Annotated in this window: 18 protein-coding genes and 1 tRNA gene; 8 read left to right on the top strand and 11 right to left on the bottom strand. The window is 53.4% G+C overall.

Translation table 11 applies throughout. The annotated features are described in order from the left end of the window. Positions 1 to 23 precede the first annotated feature (23 nt). Complete coding sequence (locus INF58_RS10335) at positions 24 to 2,174, top strand: EAL domain-containing protein (RefSeq protein ID WP_193527693.1); 2,151 nt, start codon at positions 24 to 26, stop codon at positions 2,172 to 2,174. Between the two features lie 45 nt (positions 2,175 to 2,219). On the opposite strand, the gene nupC is transcribed toward INF58_RS10335, so the two are convergent. After that, the gene (gene nupC / locus INF58_RS10340) at positions 2,220 to 3,407 is read right to left on the bottom strand and encodes a nucleoside permease NupC (protein WP_063450445.1); all 1,188 of its coding nucleotides are present in this window, start codon (positions 3,405 to 3,407) and stop codon (positions 2,220 to 2,222) included. Positions 3,408 to 3,752: 345 nt separating this feature from the next. Between nupC and INF58_RS10345 the strand changes: the two genes are divergently transcribed. Then, positions 3,753 to 4,991 (top strand): Nramp family divalent metal transporter, encoded by a 1,239-nt coding sequence (locus tag INF58_RS10345; RefSeq protein ID WP_064910292.1) that lies wholly within the window; start codon positions 3,753 to 3,755, stop codon positions 4,989 to 4,991. 33 nt (positions 4,992 to 5,024) lie between these two features. Here INF58_RS10345 and ypeC read toward each other — a convergent pair whose 3' ends face one another. Both ypeC and mgrA read right to left on the bottom strand, forming a co-directional pair. Further along, entirely contained in the window at positions 5,025 to 5,372 is a 348-nt protein-coding gene (gene ypeC / locus INF58_RS10350) for a DUF2502 domain-containing protein YpeC (RefSeq protein ID WP_063450443.1), read from the bottom strand. A gap of 126 nt (positions 5,373 to 5,498) precedes the next feature. Next, complete coding sequence (mgrA, locus tag INF58_RS10355; protein WP_193527639.1) at positions 5,499 to 6,497, bottom strand: L-glyceraldehyde 3-phosphate reductase; 999 nt, start codon at positions 6,495 to 6,497, stop codon at positions 5,499 to 5,501. Between the two features lie 186 nt (positions 6,498 to 6,683). On the opposite strand from mgrA, the gene ipdC reads away from it, so the two are divergent. After that, positions 6,684 to 8,342: an indolepyruvate decarboxylase gene (ipdC, locus tag INF58_RS10360; RefSeq protein ID WP_193527640.1), complete on the top strand. Its 1,659-nt coding sequence runs from the start codon at positions 6,684 to 6,686 to the stop codon at positions 8,340 to 8,342. Here ipdC and INF58_RS10365 read toward each other — a convergent pair whose 3' ends face one another. Next, positions 8,343 to 9,578 (bottom strand): ion channel protein, encoded by a 1,236-nt coding sequence (locus tag INF58_RS10365; protein WP_193527641.1) that lies wholly within the window; start codon positions 9,576 to 9,578, stop codon positions 8,343 to 8,345. Between the two features lie 205 nt (positions 9,579 to 9,783). Between INF58_RS10365 and glk the strand changes: the two genes are divergently transcribed. Then, positions 9,784 to 10,749: a glucokinase gene (glk, locus tag INF58_RS10370; protein ID WP_063868132.1), complete on the top strand. Its 966-nt coding sequence runs from the start codon at positions 9,784 to 9,786 to the stop codon at positions 10,747 to 10,749. A 35-nt stretch (positions 10,750 to 10,784) separates the two neighbouring features. Here the strand turns inward: glk and INF58_RS10375 are convergent, their stop codons facing one another. Beyond that, positions 10,785 to 11,516, bottom strand: coding sequence for a LytTR family DNA-binding domain-containing protein (locus INF58_RS10375; RefSeq protein ID WP_063450438.1), 732 nt, complete (start codon positions 11,514 to 11,516; stop codon positions 10,785 to 10,787). Positions 11,517 to 11,529: 13 nt separating this feature from the next. Then, positions 11,530 to 13,227 carry a sensor histidine kinase gene (locus INF58_RS10380; RefSeq protein ID WP_193527642.1) on the bottom strand — a complete coding sequence of 566 codons (1,698 nt, stop codon included), beginning with the start codon at positions 13,225 to 13,227 and terminating at the stop codon, positions 11,530 to 11,532. A 386-nt stretch (positions 13,228 to 13,613) separates the two neighbouring features. Here INF58_RS10380 and alaC point away from each other — a divergent pair, with 386 nt between their 5' ends. After that, positions 13,614 to 14,849: an alanine transaminase gene (gene alaC / locus INF58_RS10385; RefSeq protein ID WP_107533444.1), complete on the top strand. Its 1,236-nt coding sequence runs from the start codon at positions 13,614 to 13,616 to the stop codon at positions 14,847 to 14,849. Between the two features lie 57 nt (positions 14,850 to 14,906). Here alaC and ypdK read toward each other — a convergent pair whose 3' ends face one another. Together ypdK and lpxP are read right to left on the bottom strand one after the other, a co-directional pair. Next, positions 14,907 to 14,978 carry a membrane protein YpdK gene (gene ypdK / locus INF58_RS21100; protein ID WP_099458937.1) on the bottom strand — a complete coding sequence of 24 codons (72 nt, stop codon included), beginning with the start codon at positions 14,976 to 14,978 and terminating at the stop codon, positions 14,907 to 14,909. 359 nt (positions 14,979 to 15,337) lie between these two features. Beyond that, on the bottom strand, positions 15,338 to 16,258 hold the full coding sequence (gene lpxP, locus INF58_RS10395) for a kdo(2)-lipid IV(A) palmitoleoyltransferase (RefSeq protein WP_167349523.1): 921 nt from the start codon (positions 16,256 to 16,258) through the stop codon (positions 15,338 to 15,340). Between the two features lie 268 nt (positions 16,259 to 16,526). On the opposite strand from lpxP, the gene INF58_RS10400 reads away from it, so the two are divergent. Next, the gene (locus tag INF58_RS10400; RefSeq protein WP_193527643.1) at positions 16,527 to 17,906 is read left to right on the top strand and encodes a diguanylate cyclase; all 1,380 of its coding nucleotides are present in this window, start codon (positions 16,527 to 16,529) and stop codon (positions 17,904 to 17,906) included. A gap of 13 nt (positions 17,907 to 17,919) precedes the next feature. Here the strand turns inward: INF58_RS10400 and INF58_RS10405 are convergent. After that, positions 17,920 to 17,991, bottom strand: a tRNA-Arg gene (locus tag INF58_RS10405). Between the two features lie 75 nt (positions 17,992 to 18,066). Beyond that, a complete protein-coding gene (locus INF58_RS10410) occupies positions 18,067 to 18,996 on the bottom strand; it encodes a formate/nitrite transporter family protein (RefSeq protein WP_193527644.1) in 930 nt (309 codons plus the stop codon). A gap of 314 nt (positions 18,997 to 19,310) precedes the next feature. On the opposite strand from INF58_RS10410, the gene mlaA reads away from it, so the two are divergent. Beyond that, positions 19,311 to 20,063 (top strand): phospholipid-binding lipoprotein MlaA, encoded by a 753-nt coding sequence (mlaA, locus tag INF58_RS10415; RefSeq protein ID WP_003861365.1) that lies wholly within the window; start codon positions 19,311 to 19,313, stop codon positions 20,061 to 20,063. A gap of 44 nt (positions 20,064 to 20,107) precedes the next feature. On the opposite strand, the gene fadL is transcribed toward mlaA, so the two are convergent. Continuing rightward, positions 20,108 to 21,391: a long-chain fatty acid transporter FadL gene (gene fadL / locus INF58_RS10420; protein ID WP_063868145.1), complete on the bottom strand. Its 1,284-nt coding sequence runs from the start codon at positions 21,389 to 21,391 to the stop codon at positions 20,108 to 20,110. A gap of 372 nt (positions 21,392 to 21,763) precedes the next feature. Here fadL and INF58_RS10425 point away from each other — a divergent pair, with 372 nt between their 5' ends. Next, positions 21,764 to 22,048, top strand: a complete 285-nt coding sequence (locus INF58_RS10425; RefSeq protein ID WP_063868147.1) for a YfcZ/YiiS family protein — start codon at positions 21,764 to 21,766, stop codon at positions 22,046 to 22,048. The last annotated feature ends 123 nt before the right edge of the window (positions 22,049 to 22,171 follow it).

The following is a 22,171-nucleotide window of genomic DNA, read 5'->3' on the forward strand; positions in this document are numbered from 1 at the left end:
GCTGTTCAGTTGGTCAACCATATATTGCCCTGGCGCTAAGCCTGATTGCGATCCCCTTTTCCCGTTATATCTCCCCGCGCGCTATCGTCAACGAAAATGATGTTTATTTAGCGTGGTTGCCCTTAAGCGCTATGCTCGCCATCGTGTTGTTATTTGGACGTCGGGCAATCATTCCTTTACTGATTAGTTTCAGTGTCACTAACATTTATTACTTTGATTTATCATTGCTACAATCTTCCGTGTTATTACTTTGTCAGACGTTTGCCGTCTTTGCGGCCTGTGGCGTCATCCGTCTGATGCTGGGCAAGCGCTGGCGACACAGCATGCCGAATAAGTACATCGGTATACGTATTTTCTGGCTCGGATTTATGGTTCCTGTAGGCATCAAATTATCGATGTATCTGGCTGGATATTTATTTGATTTCCCGGTGACAATCTCCTCCTATTTCGGCGAAGGCTCTGCAATTTATAACGTTATCGATATTCAAAGCCTGATTTGTGCCGCCCTGATTTTCACCATGATGTTCTATTACCCGTTAAGAATGATAATTAATCCCCGGTATGCCCGAACATTCTGGCGGCGAAGCGTGAAGCCTCTCTTTTGTCACAAAAAAGCATTATTTATCGTTGTGTGGCTGATGCTGTTGGTCTCGATGATCGCTATTTTGTGCGCGCCTTTCGAGTCACAGTTTATAGCTGGTTATTTGATGCCAATCGTTTTTATTCTTTTTACCCTGGGGATTGGTCGTCTGAGCTATTCGCTCATCTCTTTGCTCTGGGCGGCTTCGGCGCTCATGCTGTTGACCTACAATTATAATTTTCTCAATGGCGTTGAATCGGGTCACTCACTTTCCTTTATCCTGTCGGTGCTCATCTCTTTCGCCATCTGCCTGCTTTACATGTCACGGATCTTCCAGAAAAGTGAATGGCTGAAACAGGGATGGCAGGAGAGGGCGCTTACCGATCCGCTCACCGGTCTGCCTAACATTCGTGCGCTGGAAGTTTTTCTTCAGCACCATCCTGAGGCTAAAGTCTGCTGCCTGCGCCTGGATAATCTGGAATTCCTGAGCCGTCACTACGGCATCCTCATGCGCGTGCACTGTAAAAAGATGATCACCGCGTCGCTGCAACCGCTATTGCAAAAAGACGAGAAGCTCTTCCAGCTGCCGGGCAGCGAGCTGGTGGTGGTTTTGCTGGGGCCGGGCACGGCTGAGCGCCTGCAATATATGGTTGACCAACTGAACAGCCGTAAGATCACCTGGAACAAGACCGAGCTCGACATTGAGTTTGGTGCCTCCTGGGGGGAAGTGCCGGATGGGGAAAGCCTGCACCACACGCTGGGTCAGCTGAGCTGGCTGTCCGAGCAGTCCTGTGGCGGGCATAACGTTCTGGCGTTAACCAACAGTCTGGATGATGTCTCTGGTCAGACGACGGACAGGGTGCTAATGCTGGCCCGCATAAAACGCGCCCTGGATATCGGCGGTCTTCACCTTTACGCCCAGCCAATCCACAATGCGCGCGGGGAAGGGTACTTTGAAATCCTCTCCAGGCTGGAAAGCGATGGCGAGATCATCACCCCTGACCGCTTTATTCCGCTGATTGCTCAGTTCAACCTGAGCCACCGGTTTGACCTGAACGTACTGGAAAAATTGCTGATGTGGATGCGCAGCCATCCGTCCGGACGTGCAGGAACGCGCTTCTCCGTCAATCTGATGCCGCTGACGCTGATGCAAAATGAGATTGCGGCTGAGATCATTGCCCTTTTTGAACGCTACGCTATTGCGCCGCAAGATATCATCATTGAGATCACCGAGGAACAGGCTTTCTCTGACTCGGGAAGCAGCATCAAAAATATCCAGCAGCTGCGTGATTACGGCTTCCGTATTGCCATAGACGACTTTGGTACCGGCTATGCCAACTTTGAGCGCCTGAAGCGGCTGGAGGCCGATATCATTAAGATCGATGGCAGCTTCGTGAAAGATATCTGCACCGACAGCATGGATGCGATGATCGTGCAGTCCATTTGCAACATGGCAAAAACGAAATCGCTGTGTGTGGTGGCTGAATATGTGGAAACGGCTGAACAACGCGAAATGTTGCTGCGATTTGGCGTAGATTATTTGCAGGGCTATTTGATTGGCAAGCCACAGCCTCTGACGGCGCTGGAAGCATAAAAAAACCGGGAGCGATGGCTCCCGGTTTTCGTTCAGCGGTATGAATTAGAGGACCAGTGCTGCGATAGAGGCAGACAGGACGCTCACCAGCGTTGAACCGTAAACCAGCTTCAGGCCAAAGCGAGACACCACGTTACCCTGCTCTTCGTTCAGGCCTTTAATCGCGCCAGCGATGATACCGATGGAAGAGAAGTTCGCGAAGGAGACCAGGAAGACGGACAGGATCCCTTCCGCGCGCGGGGAAAGCGTGCTGGCAATCTTCTGGAGATCCATCATCGCCACGAATTCGTTGGATACCAGTTTCGTTGCCATGATGCTGCCCACCTGCAACGCTTCGTGAGCAGGTACACCCATCACCCAGGCAACCGGGTAGAAGATATAGCCCAGAATGCCCTGGAAGGAGATACCCAGTACGGCCGCAAACAGGGCGTTCAGCGCAGCGATCAGCGCGATAAAGCCAATCAGCATCGCGGCAACGATAACCGCAACCTTGAAACCAGCCAGAATGTATTCACCCAGCATTTCGAAGAAGCTCTGTCCCTCGTGCAGGTTTGACATCTGAATGTTCTCTTCGCTGGCATCCACACGGTACGGGTTAATCAGCGAAAGCACGATAAAGGTGCTGAACATGTTCAGAACCAGCGCCGCAACCACGTATTTAGGTTCCAGCATGGTCATATACGCGCCCACGATAGACATGGAAACGGTAGACATTGCGGTCGCCGCCATGGTGTACATGCGGTTCCGGGACATCTTGCCGAGGATATCTTTATACGCAATGAAGTTCTCAGACTGACCGAGGATCAGCGAGCTGACTGCGTTAAAGGACTCCAGCTTGCCCATGCCGTTAACTTTAGATAACAGGAAGCCGATCGCACGGATAACCACCGGCAGAACACGGATGTGCTGGAGGATACCGATCAGGGCAGAGATGAAGACGATAGGGCAAAGCACTTTCAGGAAGAAGAAGGCCAGACCCTGATCGTTCATGTTGCCAAAGACAAAGTTTGTCCCTTCATTGGCAAATCCGAGCAGTTTTTCGAACATTTCGGAGAAGCCTTTCACGAAGCCGAGGCCTACGTTGGAGTTCAGGAAGAACCACGCAAGTAAAACTTCAATGACCAGCAGCTGGACAACATAGCGAATACGAATATTTTTGCGGTCTGTGCTGACCAGCAATGCGAGTGCAGTAACGACAACGAGTGCCAGGACAAAATGAAGGACGCGGTCCATATTTGCTCCAAATATGAGGCAGGTTTAATTTCCGTGCACATTCTATGTAACAAGCACAAAGAAAACGAGATCAAGCCCACACTATAGTTACATCCTGTGACGAGTCTCAAAAATAGTGATCAACAATACATTTTTGTTATGTTAGGTAAATGAGTGAAAAGTTAAGTTTGTGTGCTACGCTTCACAAATGTCTGCGCATTTTCACATTCTGTGACCTTGCTCCACCTGCCTGTCTATTGTTCCTGGCTATCAGAGAAATCATGTTATCCATTACAAATGAACTTGATAATCATTCTCATTTTGATAGCATAAAACATAGCAAAGGCTATATTTCCAGAGGCAGAAATGACGAATAGTCGCGTAGAGAGTAGCAGCGGCAGAGCGGCACGCAAGCTGCGGTTCGCATTAATGGGACCGGCATTCATTGCCGCGATTGGCTACATCGATCCGGGTAATTTTGCGACCAATATTCAGGCCGGGGCCAGTTTCGGCTATAAGCTGCTGTGGGTTGTGGTTTGGGCCAACCTGATGGCGATGCTGATTCAGATGCTTTCCGCGAAGCTGGGTATTGCCACCGGGAAAAACCTGGCGGAGCAAATCCGCGATCACTATCCGCGTCCGGCGGTATGGTTTTACTGGGTCCAGGCGGAAATTATTGCCATGGCCACCGATCTCGCCGAGTTTATCGGGGCGGCGATTGGCTTCAAGCTTATTCTGGGCGTCTCACTGCTACAGGGCGCCGTGCTGACCGGTATCGCCACGTTCCTTATTCTGATGCTCCAGCGGCGGGGACAAAAACCGCTGGAGAAAGTCATCGGCGGCCTGCTGCTGTTCGTTGCTGCCGCCTATATTGTTGAGCTGGTTTTCTCCCAGCCGAATCTGGTGCAGCTGACGAAAGGGATGGTGATCCCATCGTTACCCACCTCTGAAGCCGTTTTTCTCGCGGCCGGGGTGCTGGGGGCGACCATCATGCCGCACGTGATTTATCTGCACTCTTCTTTAACCCAGAATCTGCACGGCGGAACGAGCAAAGAGCGTTACTCCGCCTCGAAATGGGATGTGGCGATCGCGATGACCATTGCCGGATTTGTGAACCTGGCGATGATGGCGACCGCCGCCGCCGCGTTCCACTTTAACGGGCATACCGGGGTTGCCGATCTCGATCAGGCTTACCTGACGCTGGAGCCGTTGCTGAGCCATGCCGCGGCCACTATTTTCGGTTTAAGCCTGGTTGCTGCGGGTCTCTCGTCTACGGTTGTGGGGACGCTGGCCGGGCAGGTGGTGATGCAGGGGTTTGTACGTTTCCACATTCCGCTGTGGGTTCGCCGCTCGGTAACGATGCTGCCTTCCTTTATTGTCATTCTGATGGGGCTGGATCCGACCCGCATTCTGGTGATGAGTCAGGTGCTGCTGAGTTTCGGTATTGCGCTAGCGCTGGTGCCGCTGCTGATCTTCACCAGCAACAAATCGCTGATGGGCGATCTGGTAAATTCAACATGGGTGAAACGCGCCGGCTGGGCCATTGTGGTCGTGGTGGTGGCGTTAAACCTCTGGTTGTTAATAGGCACGGCGGCAGGGCTGTAAAAGAAAAAGGAGCCGTGAGGCTCCTTTTTGCTGTTAATGATGATGGCCGTGACCGTGGCCCCTGCCTTTACCATGGCCTCTGCCGCCGCGGTGGTCGTCACGATCGTGCCAGCCTTCGCGGTAGCCGCGTTCGTAGGCCTTACGCTTATCCCAGCCACGGTGATAGCCGTTATCGTGTTTCCACCAGCGGTTTTTACGCCACTCATAATGGCGGTGCCAGTAGTCACGGTCGCGCCAGCCGCCGCCGTCCCAGTAGTTACCGTAATTGTCGCGATCGCCAATTTGTAATTTTATCGATGGCAACAGGGTGATTTCGCCAGCGTTGGCGACCAGCGGGGCCGAAGCCAGTAATACCGCTGCAAGAATCAGTGACCTGAACATACTCTTCTCCTTCACGATCGGGGCCGCTGTGCGACCTGTTAACGCAATTTTACGAGTTGGTAAACATTCGTTTCATCGCCTCAACTCCTAAATCATGAAGGAGAGCACTTTTTGCTAAAAGTAATGTTAATCTGAACTGGACAGGATCGCTTCTATCGTCTTCCGCTCTTCTGCGGAGAAATGACAATTTTCAAGCATGCCTGCTGCATCATCAATTTGCCCGGTTTTGCTTGCGCCGATGAGCACTGACGTCACCGCATCGTGACGCAGTATCCAGGCCAGCGCCATTTGCGACAGCTTTTGCCCCCGGCTTTGCGCCAGCGCATTCAGCTTACGCACTTTTTCCAGCTTATTGTCGGTGATTTGCTCCGGATTTAGGAACTTACTGTCGCTTGCCGCGCGAGAATCCGCCGGGATGCCATTCAGATAGCGATCGGTCAACTGTCCCCCCGCCAGCGGAGAGAAGGGGATGCATCCCACCCCTTTTTGCTGCAATACCTCCAGCAAACCCGCTTCAGGCGCTCGTTCAAACATGGAGTACTTCGGCTGGTGGATGAGACACGGCGTGCCCAGATCCTCCAGTATTTCAATCGCCTGTCGTGCCAGTTCTGCCGGGTAGTTGGACAGACCAATGTACAGCGCCTTGCCCTGACGCACCACGTGGTCAAGCGCTTTCATGGTTTCACGCAGCGGCGTTTGGGGATCGGGACGATGGTGATAGAAAATATCAACGTACTCCAGCCCCATACGCCTGAGGCTTTGATCCAGGCTGGCGATCAGGTATTTACGCGAGCCCCAGTCGCCGTAAGGCCCGTCCCACATGGTGTAGCCCGCTTTGGTGGAGATAATCAGCTCATCGCGCCAGGGCAGGAAATCCTCCTGCAAAATGCGACCAAAATTACGTTCGGCCGACCCGGGAGGCGGGCCGTAATTATTGGCAAGGTCAAAATGCGTAATACCCAAATCGAACGCGCGCTGTAAAAGTTGACGGCTGTTTTCGAGCAACGTCGCGTCGCCAAAATTATGCCACAGCCCCAGCGAGATAGCGGGAAGCTTAAGGCCGCTTTGTCCACAGCGGCGATACTGCATTGTCTGATAACGATTTTTGTCAGGTTGATAACCCATTGGCGAGACCTCTGGCGCTGAAAAGAAAAATCAGTGTATACGTTTACACTCACCCGAAGAAAATGAGCATAGCTCAGCTTTTTTCGTAAAGCATTCTTTCCATTCTCGACTTCTCGCCATTTCTGGACAGGCTTCACGCTTATTTAATACTCAGAGTGAGGTCAACGTCAGAAGGACACCTATAATATGCGTACCCCCTATTGCGTCGCCGATTACCTGCTGGACCGACTAACAGATTGCGGTGCCGATCATCTGTTTGGCGTGCCGGGCGACTATAACCTGCAATTTCTCGACCATGTGATAGACAGCCCGGACATCTGCTGGGTGGGCTGTGCCAACGAACTGAACGCGTCTTACGCTGCTGACGGCTATGCCCGCTGTAAGGGCTTTGCCGCGCTGCTGACGACATTCGGCGTTGGGGAATTAAGCGCCATGAACGGTGTGGCGGGCAGCTTTGCCGAACATGTTCCCGTACTCCATATTGTGGGGGCCCCGGGTATGGCGGCACAGCAACGAGGAGAGTTATTGCACCATACGTTAGGCGACGGCGAGTTCCGCCACTTCTATCATATGAGCGAACCCATCACCGTCGCACAGGCGGTGCTCACCGAACAAAACGCCTGCTATGAAATTGACCGGGTGCTTACCACCATGCTGCGGGAGCGCCGTCCGGGCTACCTGATGCTGCCTGCCGATGTGGCGAAAAAAGCCGCTACGCCTCCTGTAAGCGCTCTCACTCTGCATCCCGCACCCGCTGATTCAGCCTGTTTGCAGGCGTTCCGTGAGGCTGCCGAAAAGCGTCTGTCTATGAGCAAACGCACCGCGCTGTTAGCGGATTTTCTTGTGCTGCGTCACGGCCTGAGAGACGCCGTTCAGAAGTGGGTCAAAGAGGTGCCAATGGCCCACGCAACGATGCTGATGGGTAAGGGCATTTTTGATGAACGCCAGAGCGGCTTTTATGGCACCTATAGCGGGTCGGCAAGCGCCGAACAGGTTAAAGAGGCGATCGAGGGTGCCGATACGGTGCTGTGCATTGGCACGCGTTTTACCGATACGCTCACCGCCGGATTTACCCATCAGCTGACGCCAGCCCAGACGATAGAGGTTCAGCCCCACGCTGCCCGCGTCGGTGACGTCTGGTTTACGGGCATCCCGATGAGAGAGGCGATTGAAACGCTAACGGCCCTGTGTAAAACGCATGTACGTGATACGCGAACGTCATCAGATAACAACGGCTTTTCGTTCCCCACTATCGAAGGGTCTCTGACGCAGGAGAGCTTCTGGCGTACCCTGCAAGCGTTTATTCGTCCCGGCGATATTATTCTGGCTGACCAGGGAACATCTGCTTTTGGCGCTATCGATCTGCGTTTACCGGCAGACGTCAACTTTATCGTCCAGCCGCTGTGGGGCTCGATTGGCTACACGCTGGCGGCGGCTTTTGGCGCACAAACGGCGTGTCCGGACCGACGCGTGATTGTCCTGACGGGCGACGGCGCCGCGCAGCTGACCATTCAGGAGCTGGGCTCAATGCTGCGCGACAAGCAGCGCCCGATTATTCTGGTGCTTAACAACGAAGGGTACACGGTCGAGAGGGCTATCCACGGGCCGGAGCAGCGCTATAACGATATCGCCCTCTGGAACTGGACGCAGATCCCGCAGGCGCTGAGCCTGGCGCCTCAGGCAGAGTGCTGGCAGGTCAGCGAAGCGGAAGCGCTGGCGGAAGTGCTGGATAAAGTGGCACACCACGAGCGGCTGTCGTTGATCGAGGTGATGCTGCCGAAAGCCGATATTCCGCCGCTGTTGAGCGCGCTGACCAAAGCGCTGGAAGCGCGCAATAACGCCTGATTACCTGTCGTTTCGCCATGCCATCAGCATCGGTTTGCCCGCCAGCAGGAGCCAGGCGGGCAACATCACGATACAGAGCAGCGGCAGAAGCGTGGTATCCGGCACGACAACGGCCGCCATAAACAGGCTTAGCCACGCATCGCGCGTGACCACCAGTACCAGCCCCAGAATGGAGCAGGAGACGGTAATCGCCGCAGGGACTGCGTCGACGTGCTCATGCAGCATCAGCCCCAGCGCGACCCCAACAAAGACCGCCGGGAAGATACGCCCTCCCCGGAAACCACAGGCCGCAGCGACCACGAGCGCCGCCAGTTTCACCAGCGCGAACAGCAGATAATCTGAAACGCCAAAGACCTGGCTGAAGGCCAGTTGCTGCATCTCGTCCAGCCCCTTAAACAGCGTAACCGTCCCGCCGATGGCGCCTAAAACGCCCAGAATAAAGCCGCCCATACCCAGAATCAGCACCGGATGCTTCAGCCTGTGCATCAGGCGATGCAGGCGCGGAAGACACCATACCGCGACCATCCCCAGCGCAATGGCTATCGCGACGACGACGGCACCGCTGAAAATATCGGCGAGCTGCATCTGACCGTAATGGGGGATGGGCAGCGAAAAATGAGGATGGAAAAACAGGCTGGTGGTGAGCGCCCCCGCAGCGGCGGCCATCAGCGGCGCGAAGAGTTTGTCCCACAGCGGCACGTCATTGTCCCTGCTCAGGGTTTGAGAAAAGATAAGCGCGGCGGCTACCGGCGTGCCAAACAGCGCCCCGATGGTGCCGGCGGAGGCCAGAATCGTCCAGTCCAGCGCGCCAACGCGCGGGAAAAGACGCGCCCCCAGGAAGACCGCCAGCGCGATGTTGACCGCCATAATGGGATGTTCAGGCCCGAGGCTCACGCCGCCGGCGAGGCCGATAATCAGCGCGATGATAAGCCCCGGCAGGGCAGAAGGCGAAACGGGCGCGCCAATCAGTGGTTCCAGCGCCGGATCCGGCCCGGCGTGTCCCGGGCTAAAGCGGATCACCAGGCCTACGGCAATCCCGGTCAGGGTCAGCATCATCATGATCCAACCCGGCGAGTCAATGCTGATGCCGAGCTTCACGGGCAGCGCAGACCACAACAACGATTGCAGCACCGATGCCACCTTCATGACGACGATGAGCACCAGGCTCGACGCCACGCCAATAATCAGCGCCGGGACAGCCAATAAAAGCATGGTTCTGGCTCGCGGATGGAGCATGATGATTTCCTTGTACAAAACGGCTTAACGTTACTTTGCACAATCAGCATTGTGGCAATAGTGCAAAAGGTGCTGAAACGGTAAAGTTATTATGTGACGAAGATCGATAATCCATGGGCAGTCACCTTCTGGTCGTTGTTGTTATCACGCCTTGAATTTACAGTGTCCCAAAGATTTATTCTGACTTTAGCGGAGCAGTAGAAGAATGACAAAGTATGCTTTGGTAGGTGATGTGGGCGGCACCAACGCTCGCCTTGCCCTGTGCGATGTGAACAGCGGTGAAATTTCTCAGGCGAAAACCTATTCAGGGCTGGATTACCCAAGCCTGGAAGCGGTGGTACGCGTCTATCTTGAAGAGCATAAAGTGAGCGTTGAGGACGGTTGTATCGCCATCGCCTGTCCGATCACCGGCGACTGGGTCGCGATGACCAACCACACCTGGGCTTTCTCAATTGCCGAAATGCAGAAGAACCTCGGCTTCTCGCACCTTGAAATCATTAACGACTTCACCGCGGTTTCCATGGCTATTCCGATGCTTAAGCAAGAGCATCTGATTCAGTTCGGCGGTACGGCCCCGGTTGAAGGTAAACCGATTGCCGTTTACGGCGCGGGCACCGGTCTGGGGGTGGCGCACCTGGTTCACGTCGACAAACGCTGGGTGAGCCTGCCGGGCGAGGGCGGTCACGTGGATTTTGCGCCGAACAGCGAAGAAGAGGGCATTATTCTTGAGGAGCTACGCGCCGAGATTGGTCACGTGTCGGCCGAGCGCGTGCTTTCTGGCCCGGGACTGGTGAACCTGTATCGGGCGATTGTGAAATCAGATGGCCGTCTGCCGGAAAATCTGCGGCCTAAAGACGTGACCGAACGCGCGCTGGCCGACAGCTGTACTGATTGTCGCCGTGCGCTGTCGCTGTTCTGCGTCATTATGGGGCGTTTCGGCGGCAACCTGGCGCTGAATCTTGGCACCTTTGGCGGGGTCTATATTGCGGGTGGGATCGTGCCGCGCTTCCTCGATTTCTTTACCGCCTCCGGCTTCCGCGGCGGCTTCGAAGACAAAGGCCGCTTCAGGAGCTACGTGCAGGACATTCCGGTTTACCTGATTGTCCACGACAACCCAGGCTTGCTTGGCTCCGGTGCGCATCTGCGCCAGGTGCTTGGCCAGATCCTCTGACGCCTGTCCCCCTCTCCTGCGGGAGAGGGAACGCACTACAGGTGCATGAGCTGGCGGAACTCTTTCACCCTGCTGCGGCTTACCGGCACCTGAAAATCCAGATCCTTCAGACGCAAAATATAGGTGTTATTAAACCAGGGCTCGATTTCGCGGATCTTGTTCAGGTTGACGCAGAACGAACGGTGGCAGCGGAAGAAGCGGGCGGCCGGGAGTTTATTGCAAAATTCGGTGATGTTCATCGCCATGACGTAGGATTCACGCCGCGTATAGACAAACGTCATTTTTTCATGCGCTTCGGCATAGTAAATATCGTCGACAGGCGTGACGATGATCCGTTCGTCTTTCACCAGGTTAATGGTGTCGTTTTCCCGCGCTGCCGGGCTGGTGCTGGCGGGCAGCGTCTGCTGCTGCCATGCGGCTTCCAGCTTATGCAGCATACTGATAATACGCGACTCCTGGTACGGCTTGAGAATATAGTCAAACGCCTCGAGCTCGAAGGCTTCCACGGCATGCTCTTTCCACGCGGTGACAAACACAATAAACGGCTTGTGGGCGAACTGATTGATATTTTGCGCCAGCAGGACGCCGTCCAGCGACGGAATATTAATATCGAGAAAAATCGCGTCGACCCGGTTATGCTGCAAAAATTTCAGCACGTCCAGACCATCCTCAAAGCAGCCAACAATCTCCATCTGGCTGTGGGTTTTGATAAGCCAGCTCAACTCCTGCTGAGCCAGAATTTCATCTTCTACAATGATGACTTTCATCTGTTACTCCGGCCTACGGCAACAAGGAAATGGGGGCATTAACGGGCGTTCGTTCATTCGGAACATAAAATGCAATCTCGGTGCCCGGCTCAAGACGGTGAATGTGCAGCCCGTCACCGAACAGCAGCTTGACCCGGTGGTGCACGTTCAGCAGCCCGATCTTGTTGCCCGGCATTTCATTTGCCTCGACGCGCTCGATGACTTTCGGATCGATGCCGTGTCCGGTATCGCGCACGGCGATGCGCACGCGGTTACCGCTTTCCGTCACGCTAATCGTGACCACGCCTTTGCCTTTACACGGCTGAATACCGTGAACAATGGCATTTTCCACCAGCGGCTGGATCAACAGGCTTGGGATCACGCAGTTGACCTCCTCATCAATATCGTAAATGACGGTGAGCTTATCGCCAAAGCGTGCCTGCTCGATCGCGATGTAATCCTTAATTTGATACAGCTCTTTTTTGATGTCGATCTGCTCGTCGTCTTTTAGCTCAATGTTGTAGCGCAGATAGCGTGACAGATTAAAAATCAGCTGCCGCGCGGTGTCCGGATTAAGACGGATGGAGGAGGAGATCGCATTCAGCGCGTTAAACAGAAAATGGGGATTGATCTTGCTTTGCAGGGCACGGAGTTCTGCCTTATTTGCCATCTCGCGCAGCTGCTCCGCACGCGACACTTCAAGTTGGGTGGAGATAATTTGCGACAGGCCAATCGCCATTTCCTGAAGCGAGGAGGTGATTTGGTGCGCGTGACAGTAGTAAATTTTCAGCGTCCCCGTAACGACCCCTTTTTCCCACAGCGGGATCACCAGCATCGAGTGGATCTCTGGCGTTCGGTGGGCTTCATCATTATTTTTAATGATGATTTTTCCGTAATTAATTGCCTGTCTGGTGGTCGGGCTGATGGTATCGTCGCTGTCGCGGTAGTTGTGCTCACCGACGCCAACGTAAGCCAGCACGTGGTTAATATTGGTGATAGCGACCGCATCCGCATGAATGTCCCGGCGGATGATATCGCAAACCTGACGTAAAGAGTCGGCGTTAACGTGTCGGAAAAGCGGCAGCGTTTTGTTGGCAATATCCAGCGCCAGCTTGGCCTGACGCGCGGCGCTGGCCTCTTTTTCACCTTCCACGCTTTGCACCAGCAGCACGATAAAACCGATACAGACGCTCCCGAGGATCATCGGAATCCCGATCTTCGAGACGATATCCAGCCCCAGCGCAACGGTGGGCGCCCAGACGATGACCAGAATCATGGTCAGCGTTTCGCAAATCATCCCTGCGATAATCCCCGCACGCCAGTGCTGCTTTTTCGGGATTTTGCGGTTAATCCAGCCGGAGAGTATCCCGGCAATAATGCTGGTGATAAAGCAGGGGACGGCCGTCACGCCGCCAATATCAATCAGGTATCGGTGGGTCCCGGCGATAATGCCCGTAATAATCCCGACCCAGGGGCCAAAGAGGATCCCGCCTGACATCACGGCGATGATGCGCACGTTTACCAGCGATCCTTCTACCGGCACGCCGGACCAGGTGCTGAACAGGGCAAACATCGAAAAGATAAACGTGACGGCCAGCAGCTCTTTTGGCGAGTGGGCTGATTTATGCAAAAGCTCGCGAAACAAGCGAATGCGGATGAGAAAAAAGAGACAGATCAGCATTAATGCCGCGCGGTCGAACACCGCAAGGAGCATATTGAAGATTTCGTGCACGGTCAGGCCTGGGAAAACGGGAAAAATCTATGATAGAAAACATGGGGCCTGATGACCAGCTATCCGTCAGATTTATCAAATGAGGAAAAACCATAATTCTCAAAGGGGATTGCTTGCTTTTGACTGAAAGTTGGTGCGTTTCCGTTTGAGGTAAAAAGTACGGTAACGATACTGATAACAACGTGTTAAATCGTAGCGCTTAAAACTGCCTGTTCGCGAAAAGCGTTCCGCTTTTGACTGCTATAGTATTCCCGTTTTAGCGCAAAATATTATTTTGTCATTACCCTCTCGACAGCGTCTTTTTCTTCAGGTTATTTTCTAAGCACGCCACACGGGTGGCAGCGTCGCTCGGACGGTCCGGGCGCTAACGTGACTCTGAGGAATCTATGGCTGAATTCAGTCCTGAACGCCGTTTTACGCGTATCGATCGTCTCCCCCCTTATGTTTTCAACATCACTGCTGAACTGAAAATGGCTGCGCGTCGGCGCGGCGAAGACATTATCGATTTCAGTATGGGTAACCCTGACGGCCCAACGCCGCCGCATATCGTTGAGAAACTCTGCACCGTTGCCCAGCGTCCTGATACCCACGGGTACTCGACCTCACGCGGCATTCCCCGGTTACGTCGGGCGATCTCTCGCTGGTATCAGGATCGTTATCAGGTGGATATCGATCCCGAAAGTGAAGCGATCGTGACCATTGGCTCGAAAGAGGGGCTGGCCCACCTGATGCTGGCGACGCTGGATCACGGCGATACCGTCCTGGTGCCGAACCCGAGCTACCCTATTCATATTTATGGGGCGGTGATTGCCGGCGCGCAGGTTCGTTCTGTTCCGCTGGTGGAAGGCGTCGACTTCTTTAACGAGCTGGAACGGGCGATTCGTGAAAGCTATCCAAAGCCGAAAATGATGATCCTCGGCTTCCCGTCTAACCCAACGGCACAATGCGTTGAACTCGAATTCTTTGAGAAAGTGGTTGCACTGGCTAAGCGTTACGACGTGCTGGTGGTACACGATCTCGCCTATGCCGATATCGTTTATGATGGCTGGAAAGCGCCGTCCATTATGCAGGTACCGGGTGCCCGTGATGTGGCGGTTGAGTTTTTCACGCTCTCGAAAAGCTACAACATGGCGGGCTGGCGAATTGGATTTATGGTCGGGAACAAAACGCTGGTGAGCGCCCTGGCACGTATTAAAAGCTACCATGACTATGGCACCTTTACGCCATTACAGGTCGCGGCCATCGCGGCGCTGGAAGGGGATCAGCAGTGCGTACTTGATATTGCCGCCCAGTACAAACGCCGCCGTGATGTGCTTGTCAAAGGGCTTCACGAAGCGGGCTGGATGGTGGAAATGCCTAAAGCTTCCATGTACGTCTGGGCGAAAATCCCCGAGCCATATGCGGCGATGGGATCGCTGGAATTTGCCAAAAAACTGCTTCAGGACGCGAAGGTGTGCGTCTCTCCGGGCATTGGCTTTGGTGACTACGGTGACACGCACGTGCGTTTCGCGCTGATCGAAAACAGCGACCGTATCCGTCAGGCAGTGCGGGGGATCAAAAGCATGTTCCGCGCGGATGGTTTGCTCGCAGCGAAGAGCGTTACGGAACAAGCTGAGTCTTAACGGACACCAAAAAAACAGGCGCCAACGGCGCCTGTTTTTTTGACTGCATTTTCTTAACTAGATCATCAGAGCAAACGTTCCGGCCCAAACTAAAACAATAACCGAAATGCCCATAAAGAAATATTTCACGTTTCATCGCTCCGCGTATCTTCCGGTACGCATTAAAAAAACAGAGTCCAACTGAGTATAGAGAGTTGAAATCATGCGAAAGGGGAAATCGGATTTATCCCGTTCCGTCGCTAACTTCAGCCCTGAATTCTGTGCTTTCCTGTCGCCAGACGGCGCTAATGTACGCCTAAAATTCAGGAGTGACAAGAGGCATTTTTTTAAATAATTTCCTATACTTACGAGTGTCGTGGAACGGCGACAGTTTGATTTCAGTACGCAATAAATGCGTATTGAGCGACGGTTGAACGAAACCGTTACGCACGGCGATGACAGGTGTTTGAAAAGGTTAGTTTCTTAGCGAAACTAACCTTCGGAAGGGTTCAGATATAGAGTGAGGCTTCGCCCAGTGGGCGGGTTTTGAAGCGGCGGTGCATCCACAAATACTGCTCGGGTGCACGCATAATCTCGAATTCAATCACCTTATTGATAAAGGTAGCGGCTTCACTTTCGTCTTCAGGATAGTTCGCCATTTCTGGGGAAATGTGCAGACGATAGCCTGACTTATCGGCTTTTCGGACCATGGTAACCGTTAACATCGCGGCGCCTGACAGACGTGAAATCACAAAGGTACCGTTTGTCGTAGCGACATCTTTAACCGCGAAGAAAGGGGCAAAGCTACTGCCTTTAGGACCGTAATCCTGATCCGGGGCAAACCAGACGGCTTCACCTTTTTTCAGGGCGCCCACCATACCGCGCAGATTGTTACGGCTGATCATCGCCTTGTTGGAGCGCATGCGACCCCGCGTTTGTACCCATTCCATCAGCGCACTGTTATGCGGGCGATAGGTTGCCATCATCGGCTGACAGAGGCCCATAACGCGGCCGCCCAGCTCAAGAGACATAAAATGTACGCCAACAACCATCACGCCGCGCTTTTGCAGCTGGGCACGTTTCAGGTTATCCAGACCTTCCACGTCGAACCATTTACGGACGCGTTCGTCTGACCAGAACCAGGCCATACCGGTTTCAAGCAGCGCCATACCGATAGATTTGAAATTTTCCGCAATCAGCGTTTCGCGCTGCTGCGCATTGTAATGCGGAAAGCAAAGTTCGAGATTTTTACGTGCAATGGACTCACGACGTTTGAGGAAGTGACGCGATGCGCTGCCGAGCTTCGAACCCAGAAAACGAATCACAGGATAAGGGAGTTGGACCAGTAGCCAAAGTACGCCAAGGCCGAACCATGTAAACCAGTAGCGCGGATGCAGAAACGCCCGCTGAAATTTGGATTGAGACAAAATAGTGGAACCTTTTTAAAGCCTGTGAAGGTAGCGCAGACTTCGCGATACCACGTGCCATTAAGACCGTAGGACGAGGTCATGGTTGCAGGCTTTACCGTTCTTTACGACGTTGCCTGGCCATTGCTGACTTGGGTGGGCGGCATAATGTAGCACCGTTATACAATATGAGCTATCACTCGTTTTTGCTTAAAAAAGCGACAATTGCGGAGTGGGTTGATTTTGCTATTGTTAAATCTGCGTTCCCGCATGACTCCTTAAGGAGCAGATCATGGAAACCTACCTGCAAACGGTGAAAGAAGAGTGGGTGAAGCTGATTAATGAGACCGATCCCGACGTGCATCGCCTTGCGACTGAGCTTGCCAGGGACAACGCATCGCCGCTGGTTGCTGAATTTTATCGTGTGGTGCTGGCGGACCCTTCGGTGGCTGAATTCCTGACGACCGAACAGGTGGAAAGGCAGCTTCAGGAGGCGCTTCGTCGCTGGCTTATTGATGTGCTCTCATGCCGGGTGGAGCAGGTTGAAGAGCAGATGCGGGCGCAGCAGCGCGCTGCGGATGTTCATGCCCGTATTGGTATTTCGGTTGATTTGGTCGAAATGGGCTTTCGTGTTCTGAAAAAGCTGCTGTTACCCGTCATTACTACCAGCGCCCATACGCCCGAGGTGAAGCTGCATATTTATCATTACGCGATAAACAGTATCGATCTGGCCATGGAAGTGATGTCGCGTGCCTATGTTTTTAGCGAGAACAGTGCGGCGAAGGAAGATGAGAATTATCGCATCTTTTCCTTAATGGAGAACGCAGAAGAGGAGAAAGAAAGACAGACCGCGGCGTTACTGTCATGGGAAATGGTGCTGCTGTATAAAATCACCCTTAATTCCAGTATCGGCAACAGTCTTCCGCTGGGTCAGTCTGAATTTGGACTGTGGTTTAGCCATAAAGGTCGCCACTATTTCAGCGGGATCGCTGAGGCCGGGCATATCTCTCGTCTGATTCAGGAATTTGATGACCTTTTTAACGAGGTCCGTCTGTCAGGGCAGGACCTGAATGATAAAGTGCACCGGGATAAATTCTTGCAGCGAATGCGGAATACCCTCTCGCAAATCATCACCCTGCTGCGCGAGCTATTTGATGAAGTTTCGCGGCACGAGGTGGGGGTGGATGTCCTGACTCGTCTGTTGAACCGCCGTTTCCTGCCAACCATCTTCAAACGCGAAATCCTGCACGCCACCCGGGCCGGGACAATGCTCTCAACGCTGCTGATTGATGTCGACAAATTTAAACAAATCAATGATACCTGGGGACACAATACCGGGGACGAGATCCTGCGAAAAGTTTCCGGCGCGTTCTACGACAACGTGCGAACCTGCGATTACGTTTTTCGCTACGGCGGGGATGAGTTCCTGATTGTGCTGACGGAAATCTCGGAAGTGGATACGCTGCGTATTGCCGAGCGCATTCGCAAACGGGTGGAAAAAATCAAGGTTAACTCCCCAACCGGCGAGATTATCCCGCTCTCACTCTCGATAGGCGCTGCGATGTTTAACGGTCATCCTGATTACGAACGGCTGATTCAGGCTGCGGATGAAGCCTTATACGGCGCGAAACGGCGTGGCCGGAACTGCGTGGAGCTTTGGAAGGGGGCATAAGGAAAAACAGAAGTGTCCCCTGCAGGAATCGAACCTGCAACTAGCCCTTAGGAGGGGCTCGTTATATCCATTTAACTAAGGGGACGAAGCGGCAAGAGTATAACGTTATTTACACTTTTCGTTAAGCGCATTGCCGCCTGACTGGTCAAAGAGTCACCGTTCACGCCGATTTTTCGGCTGTTTTATCCTTTTTTTCCTGAGCCTTAAGCTCGGCCTTACGCTTGTTGGACATGTCGTTACGGATTTGCGCATGGCTCAGCAGCGCAAAGATAAAGGTTCCGCCACAAATGTTGCCTGCGAGGGTAGGCAGGGCGAACGGCCAGAAAAAGTCGCTCCAGTGGAGGGTGCCGTTAAACACCAGATAAAGGATTTCTACGGTCCCGACAACGATGTGCGTGGTATCCGCGAGTGCGATAAGCCAGGTCATCAGGATAATCACGACGATTTTCGCGCTGCCCGCTGACGGGAACATCCAGACCATAGTGGCGATGATCCAGCCGGAGATAATGGCATTAGAGAACATTTCGACCGGCGTGTTTTTCATCACAGCCATCCCAATCTTCACGAATGCGTCACGGGTCGGTTCATCAAATATGGGCATATACTCGAAGGCCCAGGCGGCTACGCCCGTACCGATGAGGTTCCCCAGCAGCACGACGCTCCACAGGCGCATCAGTAAGCCAAAATTTCCGAGGGTGGGGTTTTGCATGACCGGCAGTACGGCGGTAACGGTGTTCTCGGTAAAAAGCTGCTGCCGCGCCATAATGACGATGATAAAGCCGAACGTGTAGCCTAAATTTTCGAGCATAAACCCGCCCGGCACGCCTTCCAGCTGCACGTGAAATATCCCTTTGGCAAGCAGCGATGCGCCCATCGACAGACCGGCTGCGATGGCTGACCACAGCAGGGCCATCGCGTCACGCTCCATCTCCTTTTCGCCATCCTGGCGAATATGTTCATGAATCGCCATGGCGCGCGACGGCAGGCGATCCTCATCGACTTCTATCTCTTCGCCCCGGTCTTTCTCCTCGCTCTCAATCTCAGGTTCTTCATTGTTCTCGCCAATTTTTTCTTCGTTAATGTCTTTCATAACTGCTCCTTCGGGGTTATCGCTCATTTAAGCGTAGCGGCTTTTAGCGCCTTGCCCGTGGGGAAGCTCTTAAATTGCAAAAAATGGCAATAAAGGTGAGACATCTCTTTCAAAGCCAATATAAAATTGCCGGCGAAACGAATTCTTAAAGACAGGCTATGCTGAAATTAGCGTGATGACGCGAGCGGGTCGTCATTGTCCTCGTAGACATCGGTAAGCGTGCTGTTACAATCACTTGCACGTTTCAGGCGGAGCGTCACCTGCTCCGTTACAGATGGCATTCAACGATAGCCATATTGAACAGGGAGAAATGTATGAAACTTCGGCTGTCGGCGCTTGCGCTGGGCGTGACGATGCTTGTGGGCTGCGCCAGCTCTGGCGAGCAAACCGGACGCTCCGATCCTCTCGAAGGATTTAACCGTTCAATGTACAGCTTTAACTATAATGTGCTGGATCCGTACCTGGTTCGTCCGGTTGCCGTGGCATGGCGTGACTACGTTCCGCAGCCAGCGCGAAACGGCCTGAGCAACTTTACCAGTAACCTCGAAGAGCCAGCGGTGATGGTGAACTACTTCCTCCAGGGCGACCCGTATCAGGGGATGGTGCATTTCACCCGCTTCTTCCTGAACTCCCTGCTGGGCATGGGCGGCTTAATTGATGTCGCAGGCATGGCTAACCCGAAACTACAGCGTGAACAGCCGCACCGTTTCGGCAGTACGCTGGGGCATTATGGCGTAGGTTATGGTCCGTATGTGCATCTGCCGTTCTACGGCAGCTTCACCGTGCGTGACGATGGCGGCGACATGGTGGATACGCTGTATCCGGTGTTGTCATGGCTCACCTGGCCGCTGTCGATTGGTAAATGGACCGTGGAAGGGATTGAAACACGTGCGCAACTGCTGGACTCTGACGGTCTGCTGCGTCAGTCTTCTGATCCGTACATCATGGTGCGTGAGGCCTATTTCCAGAACCACGACTTTATTGCCAACGGCGGTAAGCTGAAGCCGGAAGATAATCCGAACGCGAAAGCCATTGAGAACGAATTAAAAGATATTGATTCGGAATAAATAAAAAAGGTGAGCGATGCTCACCTTTTTTAATCGTGTTGGGATTAGAACGCGTAGTTAAAGTTGGTACCGAACAGCCACGCTTTACCTTCAGAGGTAAACTCGTAAGGGCCTTCCTGGAAGGTGACTTTCTGACCGTGCATATAAGAGACGCCCGCGTCGATGGACGCATTCTCGTTAAATGCGTAGGTTGCACCCGCACTCAGCCAGAAGCGGTCCTGATCCGGAATGGAGATAGAACGTTTATCAGCCGGGACCGGGCTGTCATCAAACGCGATACCGGTACGGAACGTCCAGTTGTCATCCATATAGTAGGTCGTACCGAGCGCCAGACGGTATGCGTCGTGGAAGCTCTCGTCCTTATAGAACAGCGTCTGGCCGTTGCTGCCGGTGGCTTTCAGCTCCTGGAACTGGCTCCAGCTGGTATACGCGAGGCTATAGTGAATTGCCCACTGCGGCGCAACGCGGTTGTAACCAGACACTTCCCACATTTCAGGCAGGTGCAGCGACAGTGAACCCGGTACGGTTTGATTCGAGGTACCCCATGGAATGGTGGTGCCTGCGCCCGGAACCATACCGTTGACTGGGCTCAGGATGCCGCTTTTGTAATCGCCATCGAAATCGATTTTCACTTCTGAGCGATAGGTCAGACCCCAGCGGTTGTTTTTATCCAGTTCATACAGGATCCCGGCGTTCCAGCCGTAGCCCCATTCATCACCTTTCAGGCTGGCGATTTTGTTGCTGTTTTTCGGCAGCGCAGCGGTTTGCTCGCCGGTGTAACGCTCGATTTTTGCATCGGCGTAAACGGCATTGAAGCCCAGACCGAAGCTCCAGCTATCGTTCAGACGATAGGCGCCGCTCAGGTTGAGGTTCAGGGTGGTCAGGTCGGTTTTACCGCCGTATTCCCCGGCCGGATAATCGTTGTTGAATTCCGTCGCCAGGCCATAGTTAGAGGTAACAGATGCCCCCCAACCAAACTGTTCGTTAATCGGGGCAACAAAGTGCAGGTTAGGCACCCACGCCGTTGGCGCAATGTTATCCGCCTTCAGATCCGCGCCGGTGAACTGAGATTTGCCAGAAATGTTGACATCAGGATCGATGTAAACCGCACCAGCAGAGAAGGTAGGGCGATCGAACATCATGATCAGCGCCGGGTTACGGCTTGCGTTGCCTGCGTCATCGGCAATCGCACCTTCCCCGGAATACGCACGGCCAAGGCCAGAGGAAGAAAATTCGTTTAACTGGAAGCCCGCTGACCAGGCGGACGTTGAGACGATTGCCACTGCAACTGCTAAAGCAGTTTGTTTGAACAGGGTTTTCTGGCTCATGACCATAACCTCATTGAGTTATTTTTATTCAATAATTGTTACATACCGTAACAGGAGCGCGAAGTGTAGGGTCTGAGGTATGACTTACAAATCAGACCAGTGGCGAGAGTATAGGTCTGACCAGCTGGGATGTTGCAAGTTTGTTTATTAATATTTTCAGATATGTTTCTTGAAACGAGATCTGGTTGGCAAAATTGTGACCAGTGCGAATCATCTGAAAAGGTGAATTTTGTTTTAGATCATTTTTTAGTGTGATATTGCTCACTTATCCGATTTTGCGCCATTAACGGCTGGAGGGGGCTCGTCCGGGGGCGTAAAATAGTCGCATCGTGTTTATCTCGCGCGTTGCGCGAATACAGAGGAAATTGAGCTATGAGTAAATGCAGTGCTGATGAAACCCCGGTTTGCTGCTGTATGGATGTTGGCACCATCATGGACAACACCGATTGCACCGCCTCTTACAGCCGCGTCTTCAGCAATCGCGCTGAAGCGGAAGAAACGCTGGCGGCGCTGACCCAGCGCGCGCGCGAAGTGGAATCCGATCCGTGCGAAATCAAATCTACCTTTACGGAAGTGGACGGCGGCGTGCAGCTGGATATCGACTTCGTGTTCGCCTGCGAAGCTGAAACGCTGATTTTCCAGCTGGGCCTGCGTTAATTCCTGCGGTCTGGTGCCCTCACCCCAACCCTCTCCCACGGGAGAGGGCGCAAACTCTAAAAACGGTAACCCACGGGTTACCGTTTTGCTTTTACCCTGGGCATTTTCTTTTTCTTCTCTGTG

The organism is Enterobacter cloacae complex sp. P24RS (assembly GCF_014982165.1).
GTDB lineage: Bacteria > Pseudomonadota > Gammaproteobacteria > Enterobacterales > Enterobacteriaceae > Enterobacter > Enterobacter quasihormaechei.